The sequence below is a fragment of the uncultured Paraglaciecola sp. genome, from assembly GCF_937123705.1.
Classification (GTDB): domain Bacteria; phylum Pseudomonadota; class Gammaproteobacteria; order Enterobacterales; family Alteromonadaceae; genus Paraglaciecola.
The window spans coordinates 57,851-71,778 of sequence record NZ_CAKZKO010000055.1; the positions used below are offsets into that span (position 1 = coordinate 57,851).

8 protein-coding genes and 2 pseudogenes are annotated in these 13,928 nt (G+C 43.6%); 3 read left to right on the forward strand and 7 right to left on the reverse strand.

What is annotated here, in order from left to right:
• Positions 1–16: 16 nt before the first annotated feature.
• Positions 17–2,728, forward strand: coding sequence for a M1 family metallopeptidase (locus Q0688_RS09050; protein ID WP_299075024.1), 2,712 nt, complete (start codon positions 17–19; stop codon positions 2,726–2,728).
• Positions 2,729–2,841: 113 nt separating this feature from the next.
• Here Q0688_RS09050 and prlC read toward each other — a convergent pair whose 3' ends face one another.
• Entirely contained in the window at positions 2,842–4,878 is a 2,037-nt protein-coding gene (gene prlC, locus Q0688_RS09055) for an oligopeptidase A (RefSeq protein WP_299075025.1), read from the reverse strand.
• A 226-nt stretch (positions 4,879–5,104) separates the two neighbouring features.
• Here prlC and gorA point away from each other — a divergent pair, with 226 nt between their 5' ends.
• Positions 5,105–6,451: a glutathione-disulfide reductase gene (gene gorA, locus Q0688_RS09060; RefSeq protein ID WP_299075026.1), complete on the forward strand. Its 1,347-nt coding sequence runs from the start codon at positions 5,105–5,107 to the stop codon at positions 6,449–6,451.
• Positions 6,452–6,555: 104 nt separating this feature from the next.
• Positions 6,556–8,139, forward strand: coding sequence for a DUF418 domain-containing protein (locus tag Q0688_RS09065; RefSeq protein ID WP_299075027.1), 1,584 nt, complete (start codon positions 6,556–6,558; stop codon positions 8,137–8,139).
• On the opposite strand, the gene Q0688_RS09070 is transcribed toward Q0688_RS09065, so the two are convergent.
• From Q0688_RS09070 to Q0688_RS09095, 6 genes and pseudogenes are all read right to left on the reverse strand, one after another.
• Positions 8,136–8,969, reverse strand: coding sequence for a TIM barrel protein (locus tag Q0688_RS09070; protein ID WP_299075028.1), 834 nt, complete (start codon positions 8,967–8,969; stop codon positions 8,136–8,138). The genes Q0688_RS09065 and Q0688_RS09070 overlap by 4 nt on opposite strands.
• A gap of 80 nt (positions 8,970–9,049) precedes the next feature.
• Complete coding sequence (gene hslU / locus Q0688_RS09075; protein ID WP_299075029.1) at positions 9,050–10,381, reverse strand: HslU--HslV peptidase ATPase subunit; 1,332 nt, start codon at positions 10,379–10,381, stop codon at positions 9,050–9,052.
• 69 nt (positions 10,382–10,450) lie between these two features.
• Positions 10,451–10,975 carry an ATP-dependent protease subunit HslV gene (gene hslV / locus Q0688_RS09080; RefSeq protein ID WP_299075030.1) on the reverse strand — a complete coding sequence of 175 codons (525 nt, stop codon included), beginning with the start codon at positions 10,973–10,975 and terminating at the stop codon, positions 10,451–10,453.
• A 193-nt stretch (positions 10,976–11,168) separates the two neighbouring features.
• On the reverse strand, positions 11,169–11,723 hold the full coding sequence (locus tag Q0688_RS09085) for an SPOR domain-containing protein (RefSeq protein ID WP_299075031.1): 555 nt from the start codon (positions 11,721–11,723) through the stop codon (positions 11,169–11,171).
• A 187-nt stretch (positions 11,724–11,910) separates the two neighbouring features.
• Positions 11,911–12,171: pseudogene (locus Q0688_RS09090) on the reverse strand (energy transducer TonB); the annotation flags it as partial.
• 423 nt (positions 12,172–12,594) lie between these two features.
• Positions 12,595–13,785 (reverse strand): annotated as a pseudogene (locus Q0688_RS09095) (PKD domain-containing protein); the annotation flags it as partial.
• Positions 13,786–13,928: the final 143 nt, after the last annotated feature.

A 13,928-nucleotide genomic window follows, 5' to 3' on the forward strand; every position in this document is an offset into this window, starting at 1 on the left:
TATAACAGAGGGCAGGATGAAAAAGTTTTTTACTAGAACCATCTATCTATTACTTATCATAGGTGTAGGCGTATTTGCTTATACCCAATACCAAAATTGGCAAGGTAGGATTGATTTGGCCGAGCAACAAGCCTCGCCGCAAGGGCAATTACCCCAGTGGTTAACGCCAAAACATTATCATTTAGAGTTGCGTGTTAATCCTGATGAAGAGCGTTTTAGCGGCCAAGTTAAAATTCAAGTTGCGCTATCACAAGCTAGCCAAGAGTTATGGCTGCACGGCCAAGATTTAAGCGCCAGCAAAGCTGAGTTTATCGGTGCCGATGGTAATGTGGTGGCCCTTGATTATCACGAAATGGGACATTCTGGCGTGGTTCGACTCAGCGCCGCCCAGCCCATTGCCGCGCAACAGGGCAGTATCAACATAAATTTCACTGGCAATATGGCTAAAGATTTGACTGGTTTGTATCTCGTTAAAGAAGGCGACGAAAATTATGCCTTCACCCAATTTGAGTCTATCTTTGCTCGGTTTGCTTTTCCTAGTTTTGACGAGCCACGTTTTAAGACACCCTTTGATATCACCTTAGAAGTTAAAAATCAGCACAAAGGGCTGGCCAATACCCCGCAAATTCAACATCAACAATTAGACGATGGCTTTCAGCGTTTAACCTTTCAAACCACTAAACCTTTGCCCACTTACCTTGTGGCTATTGCGGTGGGTGATTTGGATGTTGTTGAATATGCAGCTATTCCAAAATCTGCGGTAAGAGATCGCGAGATCCCTTTGCGTGGCATCGCCACCAAAGGCAAAGGCGCACAAATGAATTATGCGCTGGAAAATACCGCTGCTATTTTAGATGCCCTAGAACGCTATTTTGATATGCCATACCCTTACGAAAAATTGGATTTAGTGGCGGTCCCTGATTTTGCCGCAGGTGCCATGGAAAATGCCGGTTTAATTACCTATCGCGAGCAATTATTGCTATTGGGAGACAACCCTTCTATCGATGAAATACGCAGTTATGCCAGCACCCATGCCCATGAGTTAGCCCACCAATGGTTTGGCAATTTGGTGACTATGCCTTGGTGGAACGACATTTGGTTAAATGAGTCTTTTGCCACTTGGATGGCCGATATCACCATGAATGAATGGAACCCAGCACTAGGCTTTGAGCGGGCCATGGTGCGCAGCGGCCATAGGGTGATGGCGAGTGATATCTATTTGGATACGCGGCAAATTCGCGAGCCCATTACCGATAATGGCGAAATAAAAAATGCCTTTGATGGTATCACCTATCAAAAAGGGGGCGCCGTATTACAAATGATGGAAGACTTTGTGGGAGAAGAAGCCTTCAGAGACGGGGTTAGATACCACATGAAAAAATACGCATTTGGCCATGCCGATGCGTTGCAATTTATTGAGTCCATCGAACGCTTTGCGCAAAAAGCTAAAATTAAACCGGCCTTTGAGAGCTTTCTTAATCAAAAAGGTGTGCCTTTGGTAAGCCTCGATTACCAATGCTCAGAGCTAGGCAATACAGTGACATTAAAGCAGTCTCGCTACTTACCTTTAGGCGCCCGTTCATCATCAGAGCAGCAATGGACATTGCCGGTTTGTATGACCCTTATCAATGATGAGCAACAGCAACAAGCGTGCTTTTTGCTTGATAAGGCCCAACATGAAATGACCCTAGAGAGTGACTTTTGCCCTACTGCGGTTATGCCCAATGCGGGTGGCAAGGGCTACTATCGTTGGTCAATGGCCAAAGACAAGCAACAACGTTTAATCGCAAATTTAGATAAGTTCAGCGGCGCAGAGAAATACTCTATTGCCAGTAATTTAGCTGCCGAGTATCGCGCCGGACGTATGGAGATATCTGATTACCTGCAAAATATTCGCCCACTAGTCGCGGATAAAGATTGGGATCTGATAAGCCAACCCATCAGTGAAATTAAATTTATCGCCAACGAAATTGCTAACGAACAAGAGAATCAGCAAATATCTGAGTTTTTATCTACTTTGTATCAACCTAAGTTGGACAACCTTGGGCTACACCCTACCAGTGAGTTAGATAAATCGAATCCCGTTGAAGCCAAGATGTTACGCAAACAAATGATTAACTTATTGGCGTTAACCTTAAAGCAGCCAGAGGCACTCAATGAACTGGCCGACATGGGCGTACAACTAATAGGTTATCAAAGCGATAGTCAGCTACGGGTTGACAGTATTGAACCCGAATTAATCTTACCGGCCCTAAGCAGTGCCGTAGAAGTGCATGGTAAACCCTTTGCCGATGCCATGGTAGCCCAGCTAGAAAATACCGACGACGGCACGTTGCGCCAACAGATATTAACGGCAGTAGGGCGTTCAACCCACCCAGAAATAGGCGAGATGGTGCTAGATATGATGACCTCATTGTCTTTGCGGGTAAATGAACGGATCACCTTGCTGGTTTCACAAATGAGCGTGAAACAAAATCGTGGTCGAGTATATCAATGGTTTAAAGAAAACTTTTCGTTAATGTCTATGGTTATCCCCAAGAAATACATGGGCATGACGCCACTAATTGGAGCAGGATTTTGCAGTGAAGCCATGCATCAAGATGTGAAAACTTTCTTTACCGAAGAACTCGCTGAAATTGAAGGTGCAGAACGTCATTTGTCCACAACCTTAGAAAAGATATCAATGTGTGTCACTTTGGCTAAAGCAAAAGGCAACATTACTATCTAATTGACAAGGCTAACCAGCTAACCAAAAAAAATCGAACCCCAAGAGCCGTTAATTCTAATGCTTTTGGGGTGAACGGCAGGGTTGCAATAATCCTGCCGTGGGTCTCAGTAAATTTATGCTGCAATACCCGAATGGCGTAGCAAAGCGTTCACCTCTGGTTCGCGACCCCTAAAGGCCACAAACAGCTCCATGGGTTCTTTACTGCCACCCATTTCGAGGATGTTAGCCATAAAGTCTTGGCCAGTTTGTTGATTAAAAATACCTTCTTCTTCAAAGCGGCTAAAGGCGTCTGACGATAACACTTCTGCCCATTTGTAGCTGTAATAGCCTGCCGCATAACCACCCGCAAATATATGTCCAAAGCTATTTTGAAAACGATTAAAGCTAGGGGGAATGAGCACCGCCACTTGCGCACGCACTTCGTCTAAAAATTGCTGTACATTGGTTTGCCCTGCAACAAAATTTTGGTGCAAGCTAAAGTCGAATAGGCTGAATTCTAACTGCCTTAACATTTGCATGGCTGATTGGAAGTTACGGGCAGCGAGCATGTTGTCTAACAAGTTTTGCGGCAGCGATTCGCCTGTTTCAAAGTGCCCAGAAATAAAGCTAAGTGCCTCTGGTTGCCAGCACCAGTTTTCTAAAAATTGACTAGGTAATTCCACTGCATCCCAAGCTACACCGTTGATGCCTGATACCCCTCCAACGTTTATTTTGGTCAACATATGATGTAAACCATGGCCAAATTCGTGGAACAAGGTCACGACTTCATCGTGAGTAAACAAAGCCGGTTTGTCGCCTACTGGCCCATTAAAGTTACAGGTTAGATAAGCCACTGGGTATTGTTGGCTGTTGTCGGTTTTTTGTCTGCGTACCTGGCATTCGTCCATCCAAGCACCACCGCGTTTTTTCTCGCGGGCGTATAAATCGAGGTAAAAACTGCCACGAAGTTCGCCGGTTTGGTCGTGAATATCGTAAAAACCCACGTCTTTGTGCCAAGTATCGATATCGTCACGGGCGCTGATGCTTAAGTTGTATAAACGGGATACTACTTCAAACAGACCTGTGACCACTTTGTCTTCGGGGAAATAAGGGCGCAATTGTTCATCAGAAATTTTATAGGTTTGTTCTTTGAGTTTTTCACTGAAATAAGCAAAATCCCAGGCTTGTAACTTATCAACTTGATAATGTTCGTTGGCGAAGGCCGTTAGCGTATCAATATCTTGCTGGGCTTGTGGTTTAGAGCGTTTGGCTAGGTCTTGTAAAAAGCCATTGACCTGCTCGCCAGAGTTGGCCATTTTGCTGGCCAATGAATAATCTGCAAAATTTGCAAAGCCTAATAGTTGTGCTAATTCTTGACGCAAAGCTAAGGTTTCGTTGATGATCTCGGTGTTATCCCATTTCCCAGCGTTGGGCCCTTGGTCAGAGGCACGGGAAGTATAAGCGCGATACATTTCTTCACGTAATTGACTATTATCGGCATGGGTCATTATGGGTAAATAGCTGGGAATATCTAAAGTGAATAACCAACCTTCTAACTCTTTACTTTCAGCTAACTGTTTAGCGGCAGCTAAAGCGGACTCAGGTAAACCGGCTAATTCAGCTTGGTCGATAATATGTTTTTGCCAACCTAAAGTGGCATCCATCACATTATTACTAAAGCTTGAGCCTAAGTCAGATAAACGGCTAGATATTTCGGCATAACGGGCTTTTTTCTCGTCGTCTAAGGCCACGCCTGATAGTTTAAAATCGCGAATGGCATGGGTCACAACTTGTTGCTGTGCCTGTGACAAATTCGCAAATTCGGCACTTGCTTCGATTTGGCAATAAGCTTGGTAAAAATCAGCATTTTGACCGACCCAAGTGCCGTAATCTGATAACGCAGGTAAGCAGGCGTCGTGGGCTTCGCGTAATGCGTCATTGCTAACGACAGAGTTCATATGGGAAACCGGCGACCACTTGCGACTCAATTGGTCGTCAATTTCTTCAATAGGTGCAATAAGGTTATCCCAAGAATAGTCATCTTGACTCAGCAACTCAGTAATTTTAGTTTTGCAGGCTTCAATGGCTTGTTCGATAGCAGGTTGAATATGCTCAGGTTTAATGGCCGAAAATTGCGGTAGCCCAGCTAAATTAGAAAGTGGATTGGTCATTTTTAGTATTCTTCTCGATTAAGATACTTAAAGAAATTGGGTTGCACCCCGTAAATCTCAAGAGCTAATAGTTAATTTTACAACGGCTGTAATTTAATTGTTGTTACAAGGTTCTTTTGCAAGAACGTCATTATCGATTAGTTAGATTAGATCAATTGATAAATTGCAGTGTTATTTTTGTAAGATAAGCATTATCTTCATTCAAATTTTTTAATTAGGCAGGCTCATGGCAGATTTTGATTATATATGTATAGGTGGTGGCAGTGGTGGCATTGCATCGGCAAATCGCGCGGCTAAACACGGTAAAAAAGTAGCGATAGTAGAGGCAAACGCCATTGGTGGTACTTGCGTTAATGTGGGCTGTGTACCCAAAAAAGTCATGTGGTTTGGTGCTCACGTTGCCGAAGCCATTAACTTATATGCCCCTGATTATGGCTTTGATGTCACTGTGAATAACTTCAATTGGCAAACCTTAGTGGATAGTCGCGAAGCTTACATAAAGCGAATACACGGCAGTTATGGCAGTGGTTTTGCAAAAAATGGGGTGACCCTAATCAATGGTTTTGCAACTTTTGTGGATAAAAATACTATAGAAGTTGCTGGCCAACACTACACCGCGGATCACATATTAATTGCCACAGGTGGTCGCCCTACATTGCCTAACATTCCAGGGGCAGAGCTTGGTATCGATTCAAACGGCTTTTTTGAGTTAAGCGAACAGCCTAAACGCGCGGTGGTAGTTGGCGCTGGTTATATAGCTGTTGAACTTGCCGGTGTGATGCATGCATTAGGCACAAAAACCGATTTGGTAGTGCGTAAACATGCGCCACTGCGTAGTTTTGATACTATGTTGTCAGAAACCTTGGTTGAGCTAATGGCTCAAGATGGGCCAACTTTGCATACCCACGCCACACCAACTCAAGTGACGAAAAATGTCGATGGTTCATTAACCATTGAATTTGAAAATGGCGAGGCAATCGAGACTGACTGTGTGGTCTGGGCTATCGGCCGAGAACCTGCCAACGATAAGATTGCTATAGAAAACACCGGTGTTGAGATAAACGAACGTGGCTATATCAAAGTCGATAAGTTTCAAAATACTAACGTAGAGGGCATTTACGCAGTAGGCGATAATATTGGCTATGTTGAACTGACTCCAGTGGCGGTTAAATCAGGGCGTTTATTATCAGAGCGTTTATTTAATGGTCAAACTAATGCCCATATGGATTATTCGTTGATCCCAACAGTGGTGTTTAGCCATCCACCCATTGGCACTATTGGTTTAACCGAAGAGCAGGCCAAGCAAGAATACGGTGCCGATAACATTACAGTGTATAACTCAGGTTTTGCGGCTATGTACACAGCGGTCACTAAGCATAGGCAAATGACGCGTATGAAGTTAATTTGTGCCGGTGACACGCAAAAAGTAGTAGGTTTACACGGCATTGGCGCTGGCATGGACGAAATTCTGCAAGGTTTTGGTGTGGCCATGAAAATGGGCGCAACAAAAGCCGATTTTGATTCATGTGTGGCCATCCACCCAACCAGTGGCGAAGAGTTTGTTACCATGTAGAAATTACTGAGCCTCAACACATTTTTGTTCAAACAATAATGTGTTGAGGCTGCTATAGTCTTGATAATTAAACGTAGCAATACTCAAATTGATTAGGAATGACTATGTCAGACGAAGCAAGTACCGCACATCAAGACATTGCCACTGATTCAACCCAAACCGTTAGCCCTCCGACATTAACCCCAGTTTCCCTCGATCAAAGAATCAACGCTTTAGATATTTTGCGCGGTTTTGCCTTGATGGGCATTTTACTGATGAATATAGAATGGTTTGGCCGGCCTATAGGTGAAATTAGTACCTTCAATTTGGAATTAACTGGCCTTGACCATGCCGCTGGATGGTTAATTCGCTGCTTTGTCGAAGGCAAGTTTTATAAACTTTTTGCGCTGTTGTTTGGCATGGGCTTTGCGGTGATGTTAACCCAAGCTATGCGTAAAGACAGGCCATTTGGAGCCTGGTTTACTCGCAGAATGTTGGTGTTGTTTGTGTTTGGCTTAGCGCATATGTTTTTTCTATGGCAAGGGGATATTCTGCACGACTACGCATTAGCAGGCTTATTATTGTTGGGCTTAATTTATTTACTCCGTAAAAAACGCTTTGAAAAATACAACAATCCCAATTCGATATTAAAGTTAGCCTTGTGGTGGTTATGTGTTCCTATGCTAATGGCGACTTTAGCTGGTGTAGGATTTGGCGCTTTTGTTGACCGTCAATCGTTAACCGAACAATGGCAAAAAAGCCAAGTTGTAAGAGGATTAGTGTCGCAACTTGAGACAGACGCGGCTGAAAATAAAGCCTCTCCAGAAGGACCTCAAGATGAGCTTCTGGCAGATTCAGCTGATGTTTTATTAGAGGCAGGCGAGGCAGACGAAGCAGAAGAGGCAGAAACCACCCCAGACCTTGCCCAAGACAATACAGATGCCGCTGAACAACAAGACGAGCCCAAAGCTGAAGAAGAACAAACGCCTCAAGAGCAAGCACAAGAGATATTCGAATATGAGCAAGAGCTGGCTCAAAATTCGGCTAATGAAATAGCGGCCCTTAAAGACGGCACTTATTGGCAAGCAACTGTGTTTAGAACAAAAGCATCGATAGAGTGGTTGGCTTTTTCACCTTTTTTCGCACTGACTATGTTAATGCCAATATTTTTATTGGGCTATTGGTTGGTGATATCGGGCGCCATCAAAAATCATGTACAACACCCTAAATTATTTGGTTATATGGCCCGTATTGGGCTAGGAGTGGGTTTGTTTATCACAGTAGGCGGCTTGTCGATTATGGGGCATCCAGCGGTGAAGCAGGTTATGCCGCTGCAAGGTGTAGGTAATGTGCTGTTTATGGGCGGGCAGTTTTTTATGGCCGCCGGTTATCTTGGGATGGTGATCAGGTTACTCGACTCACCTAAGTGGTATAACTGGTTAGTGAAACTTGCCCCCATGGGGCGTATGGCGTTAACGAATTACATTATGCACTCGGTTATCGCGACCAGCATATTTTATGGCTATGCAGGCGGTTTGTACGGTGACATATCCCGTGCGCCGCAAATGCTGATTGTGCTGGCGATACTGGCAATACAAATTCCCTTGTCTAGCTGGTGGTTAACCCATTTTCAATTTGGCCCGTTGGAATGGTTATGGCGTTCTTTAACCTATAAAAAGTGGCAGGCTTTTAGAGTGGCACCCCACTAGGCGCTCAACTTTACATCGAGCTTATGTTTTAGGCGTTGCTGCATAAAGTTATTCGCGGCCCAAACATCTGTTAAAGGTTGTTGGGTTTGCGGATGCACATGAGCGTAAGGAAAGGGGCCGAATTCTGGGGTGATGGTGAAGCGCTTTTGGCCTCTCTGCGCTGCGATATCAAACACTTTTTGCCAAAGCCCTAGATGATTTTCTAAATGTTCTGCCCATAATTCATCTTGAGGATCGGTGACCTGTGGTCCTTCTTCAAAGCCTACTCGCGCATGAATATGCTGCACATGAGGGAAAATAGCGTCTAAGCGAGCTTGTTGGTCTCTTAAATCTGACTCATGCACCACCATCCAGTGGCTGATATCTAAATTCAATTTTAATTCGGGTAAGGCTTGTATGATTTTTTCGGTATCGAAGGTACTAAATGTTGGCCTAAATCTATGGGTTTCGTGAGTGATAGCGATGCCGTATTTTTGCTCCAATTTTAGGGCGTGCTCAAAGAGTGTTAGGTTTTCTTCTAGGGTAAAAATATCGCGCCCAGTATGGGAGTTAATCAATACAGGCGAGAACTCAACGGCCTGTGCTATTTGAGCGGTCATACTTTTTAGATGGGCCGCTATATCGTCACCTTGTGTGGCAATACCGGTAATAATATTGAGGCCATGTTCGCCATGGACTTTTAGGGTGGTATCGATATCAATGCCATAAAAAGGCAAGAACAACTCGCTACCTTGATAACCATCGTTTTTGGTGCGTGTGAGTAACTCACTCAGTTCTTGCGGGTTATTGCAGCTGGCTTCCCAAAATGACTTATGAAAATGTAATTCCATTGGCTTGTTTTCCTAAATTATCGCGCGGATATAAAAATGCCGCTCATACTTGAACGGCATTTTAAATAAAACTTGGTCGGTTATAAGATAAAACGGCTTAAATCTTCATCATCCACCAACATTTCTAAATGGTCGTTAACGTATTTGGCATCGACGACTAATGCTTCGCCGCTTTTTTCAGAGGCATCGTAAGAGATCTCTTCCATGAGTTTTTCCATCACAGTGTGCAAACGTCTGGCACCGATGTTTTCAGTACGTTCGTTGACTTGCCATGCCGCCTGAGCGATACGCTCAATGCCTTCTTCGGTAAAAGACACCTCTACACCTTCGGTTTTAAGCAAGGCAACATATTGCTCGGTAAGTGAGGCGTTTGGCTCGGTTAAAATACGTACAAAGTCATGCGCCGTGAGTGCGGCTAGTTCAACTCTAATTGGTAATCGGCCTTGTAATTCTGGGATCAAATCAGACGGTTTGCTCATTTGAAACGCGCCAGAGGCAATAAACAAGATATGGTCGGTTTTCACCATGCCATGTTTAGTCGACACAGTTGAGCCTTCAACTAGTGGTAATAAGTCGCGCTGCACACCTTCACGGGATACATCACCACCGCTATTAGAGCCTTCGCGCTTACAGATTTTGTCGATTTCATCTATAAACACAATGCCGTTTTGTTCAAGTGATTCGATAGCTGTTTGTTTTAAGTCTTCTTGATTCACTAATTTTGCGGCTTCTTCTTCAACCAATATTTTAAAGGCTTCTTTTACCTTGAGTTTTTTCTTCTTCTTTTCTTTGCCAGACAGGTTTTGAAACATGCCCTGAAGTTGGTTGGTCATTTCTTCCATACCAGGAGGCGCCATAATTTCTACGCCTACTTGGGGAGCGGCGACATCGAGTTCGATTTCTTTGTCGTCGAGCTGGCCTTCACGGAATTTTTTACGGAACACTTGTCTGGTGCCTTTGTCCTGCGGCTCTTCTTTTTCACCAAAAGCATTTTCTGGCGGGGGCAACAAGGCATCTAAAATACGCTCTTCGGCGGCTTCTTCAGCGCGGAATTTCACTTTGCCTGTGGCTTGTTCTTTGGTCATTTTTACTGCGATATCGGCTAAGTCGCGAATAATGGTTTCGACTTCTTTGCCTACATAGCCCACTTCGGTAAATTTGGTGGCTTCCACTTTAATAAAAGGTGCATTGGCGAGTTTAGCCAAACGGCGGGCGATTTCGGTTTTACCTACACCTGTTGGGCCAATCATCAGGATATTTTTAGGGGTCACTTCTTGGCGCAGCTCTAGTTCAAGCTGCATTCTACGCCAGCGATTTCTAAGGGCGATAGACACCGCGCGTTTGGCATCTTGTTGGCCAATAATATGACTGTCCAATTCGTGGACGATTTCTCTTGGGGTCATTTCTGACATAAATAAGACCTTATAATTCGGGGTAGTTGACCAGCGAACATTATGAACTGCGCCAGTCATAAAAATTGGTTAATAATCAATTGTTTCAATAGTTTGACTATGGTTGGTAAACACACAAATGTCACCGGCTATGGTCAAGCTTTTCTCGGCAATCTCTTGAGCCGACAATTCAGTATTGGCGAGTAAGGCCATGGCTGATGCTTGAGCAAAGTTGCCTCCTGAGCCAATCGCAATTAAGTCATTTTCTGGCTGTACTACATCGCCGTTACCGGTAATGATAAAAGAGGCGGTTTCGTCAGCTACGGCTAATAAGGCTTCAAGTTTGCGTAACATGCGATCGGTACGCCAATCTTTGGCGAGTTCAACGGCAGCGCGGGTTAGGTTGCCTTGATGAATCTCAAGTTTAGACTCAAAACGTTCAAACAAGGTGAATGCGTCGGCCGTGCCGCCAGCAAATCCTGCCAGTACTTTGTTGTTATATAAACGCCGCACTTTTTTGGCGTTGCCTTTCATAACAGTGTTGCCAAGTGAGACTTGGCCATCACCGGCTATTACGACTTGATTGTTGCGGCGTACAGATACAATGGTAGTCACGAAAATTCCTTCAATATCCAAAGACAAACAATGGTGTGGTGCCAAATGCTGTCAAAGCTAAGAGTGGGCGGTTGTTACTAAATATAAAGTAACCATGCCAGATGCATTAGATGTGGGGAGGGATCTTTTTTTTTCAAGCCGTAAGTGGGGGGCTCACGGCTTGATATGTGTTGTGGAATGTAAAATAGTGTTGCTACAGATTCCAGTTCCAAATTTTACAACCATTAACTTTTGCACGTTGTAAGGTGTGGCGGTCTTTTTCAGCGCCTCGTTTACTATCATAAGGCCCAAGAATAACGCGGTACCAAATACCTGAAGAGCCTTTGCTTGACCTCACTTGGGCCTCTAAGCCTTGAAACGCGATCCTTGCTTTAAGTTCTTGTGCTTGGTGATTTTTTCTAAAAGATCCACATTGAATTAAGCGGCGCACTGTGGGTTGATCTTGCTCTTTATGCTCAATCTCTACAGTGAATTCTGGCAAACTTTTGATAAATTCCCATTCTTCCTCGGGGATCTCTGGCAGTGAGTTTTCTTCATTGCTGGTTTGCGCACCACTTGTAGATTTCACTGTAGTTTGTTCGTTTGATTGGTTTTCAGGGGCTGAACCCTTAATACTCCATAAAAAATAGCCAAACCCTGCCACTAAGGTAAGGGTGATAATAATCCGTAACCAAGGTAGAGATATTTTCGCTGGAGGAGGAGCGGGTTTTTTACTGCGGCCCCGAGCCACGTAATCTTTGTGTGCCATGCTATCAAATGTACTACTTAGAAAACTAGAGGCGTGATTCTACATTGCTTGAGCAATTCATCAATTAGAATATCAAACCGAAAATTTAGTGCTGATGATTATTAATATACAAGGCTATAAATTTTTATAGTGTTTAGTTTGCTTGTAGATAGTGGGCAAATCGTTTTTGCCCACTATCTACAGAAAACTAATCATCAAGTTTAAACTCTATAATGGCTTGTATATCAAATTGTTTAAGTGGTTGGCCATCGATAACTAAAGGTTTGAATTTCCATTTTCCTAACGCCCTTCTTGCTTCTCTATCGAAAACTCTTTTCGGGCTAGCGTCAATCACTGCGACGTCTTCAACGCCACCCACTTCATTAATTGTGAAACCTAACTTAACCCAGCCCTCTGTTCCATCTCGAGCAGCTTGAGCTGGGTATTGGGGAGCTATTTTTACAAGTGGCTGGGGGCCACCGACTAGATACTCTGCGTAAAATGATCCTCCCGTTTCAGGCACATCAAAACTAAATGCTAGGTTTAACTGCTCTGTGGAAACCATTGCCTCTAAATGGAAAATAACCTCAGTTCCAGCAGCCAACTGATAACCTTCTTCAATGCCAGTGAAATACGCCGAAGAAATAGCGTTGTTATCTATTGCGGTTAGATTTGAAATGGTGACATCTTGCCCAAATGCACTGAGTTTATAACTACCTAACCTAGCTTTGGTAGGCGTATCTGTGCCAACTAAATTGATTTGCCTAACAATAGCGGAAGTAAGCGGGATTTCGTTATAGAATTTCCCTTTGTTTTTTATAAATAACTTTAACGCTCCATCGGCAGCAGTTATTTGAACACTGTCTGGTAAACTGGCAAGTGTACTGTCACCTACAATAAGTGATATGACGTACTGTCCGCTTATATCGGCGACGAAACTTGGATTATTGGTTTGAGGACTATCCAAGGTGGCATTGCTGCCTTCAGGCTTGGAAGTAAATGACCAAGCAAAAGATAACATGTCACCATTAGCATCTGTACTGGCATTGCCTTCTAACGTCACACGTGAATCTAAGGCGACATGTTGATCGTTACCTGCGTTTGCAATAGGTGCAACGTTAAAAGAAGATGCAACAATTTGAACATGATATGGGTCACTATCTTGGGTACCATCGTTTACAATAAGTTGCACTATGTATAGGCCGATCATATCTGCAACAAATGTAGGTGTTGGTGACGAAGCAGAATCAAGTGTGGCACTGCTGTTTAAGGGACGGTCAGTCAGTACCCAATGATAGGTTAGTCCATCGCCATCTGCATCTGAACTTGCTATACCATTTAAAGTAACGGTTGCACCAGTAGAAACAGGTTGATCATCACCAGCATTGGCAACAGGTTTGGAATTGTTGGAAACGGCAATAATAGTTAATAAGTCTGGACTGCTATTACTTATCCCATCATTAACAATCAGTTGCGCTGTATAGGTACCGTCTATATCTGCTGTAAATTTTGCTGATACTAGGGTTGAGTCATCGAATGTTGCTTGGCTGTTTGTGGGTGATGAAGTCAATGACCATTGGTAGGTAAGTGAATCTCCATCAGCATCGGAACTTGCATCGCCATTTAAAGTAACCAGTGTGCCAGTAGACACATTTTGGTCGTTACCTGCCTCGGCAATAGGTGCCTCATTAGCTGTTGTGACAATGATTGAGACTGTATCAGCATTACTGTCGAGCTTTTGGTCGTTAACAATTAGTTGGAGAGTATAAGTACCTTCTACATCTGCTGTAAAAGTGGGGGACGCTGTTGTTGCGTTGTTCAGCTCCGCGCTACTATTAGTGGGCATTGAAGTGAATGCCCACTGGTAACTTAAGGTATCACCATTAGCATCCGAGCTAGTGCTTCCATTTAACGTTACCACTATTCCGGTGGATATATTTTGTTGTTCACCAGCCTTGGCTATAGGTTTAGCATTTGCCGTCTCATTTGGGGGAGGATCTTGTTCTGAAGAGCCACCGCATCCAAGCAATAAAAATAGCACTAAGGTGTAAAAAATAATTTGTTGTAAATGAAGAGTTTTCATTCAATCTTTCCTTGTTGAACTTTCTATGAACTTGATATTATGGATAAAATTTATACTGATTCAACTAGTTTGGGATTTATTTTGTTTTGTGTACTTCAAGTCTGAAAATAAGGAGGAATACCTATTTAAATAGTATAGAAAAG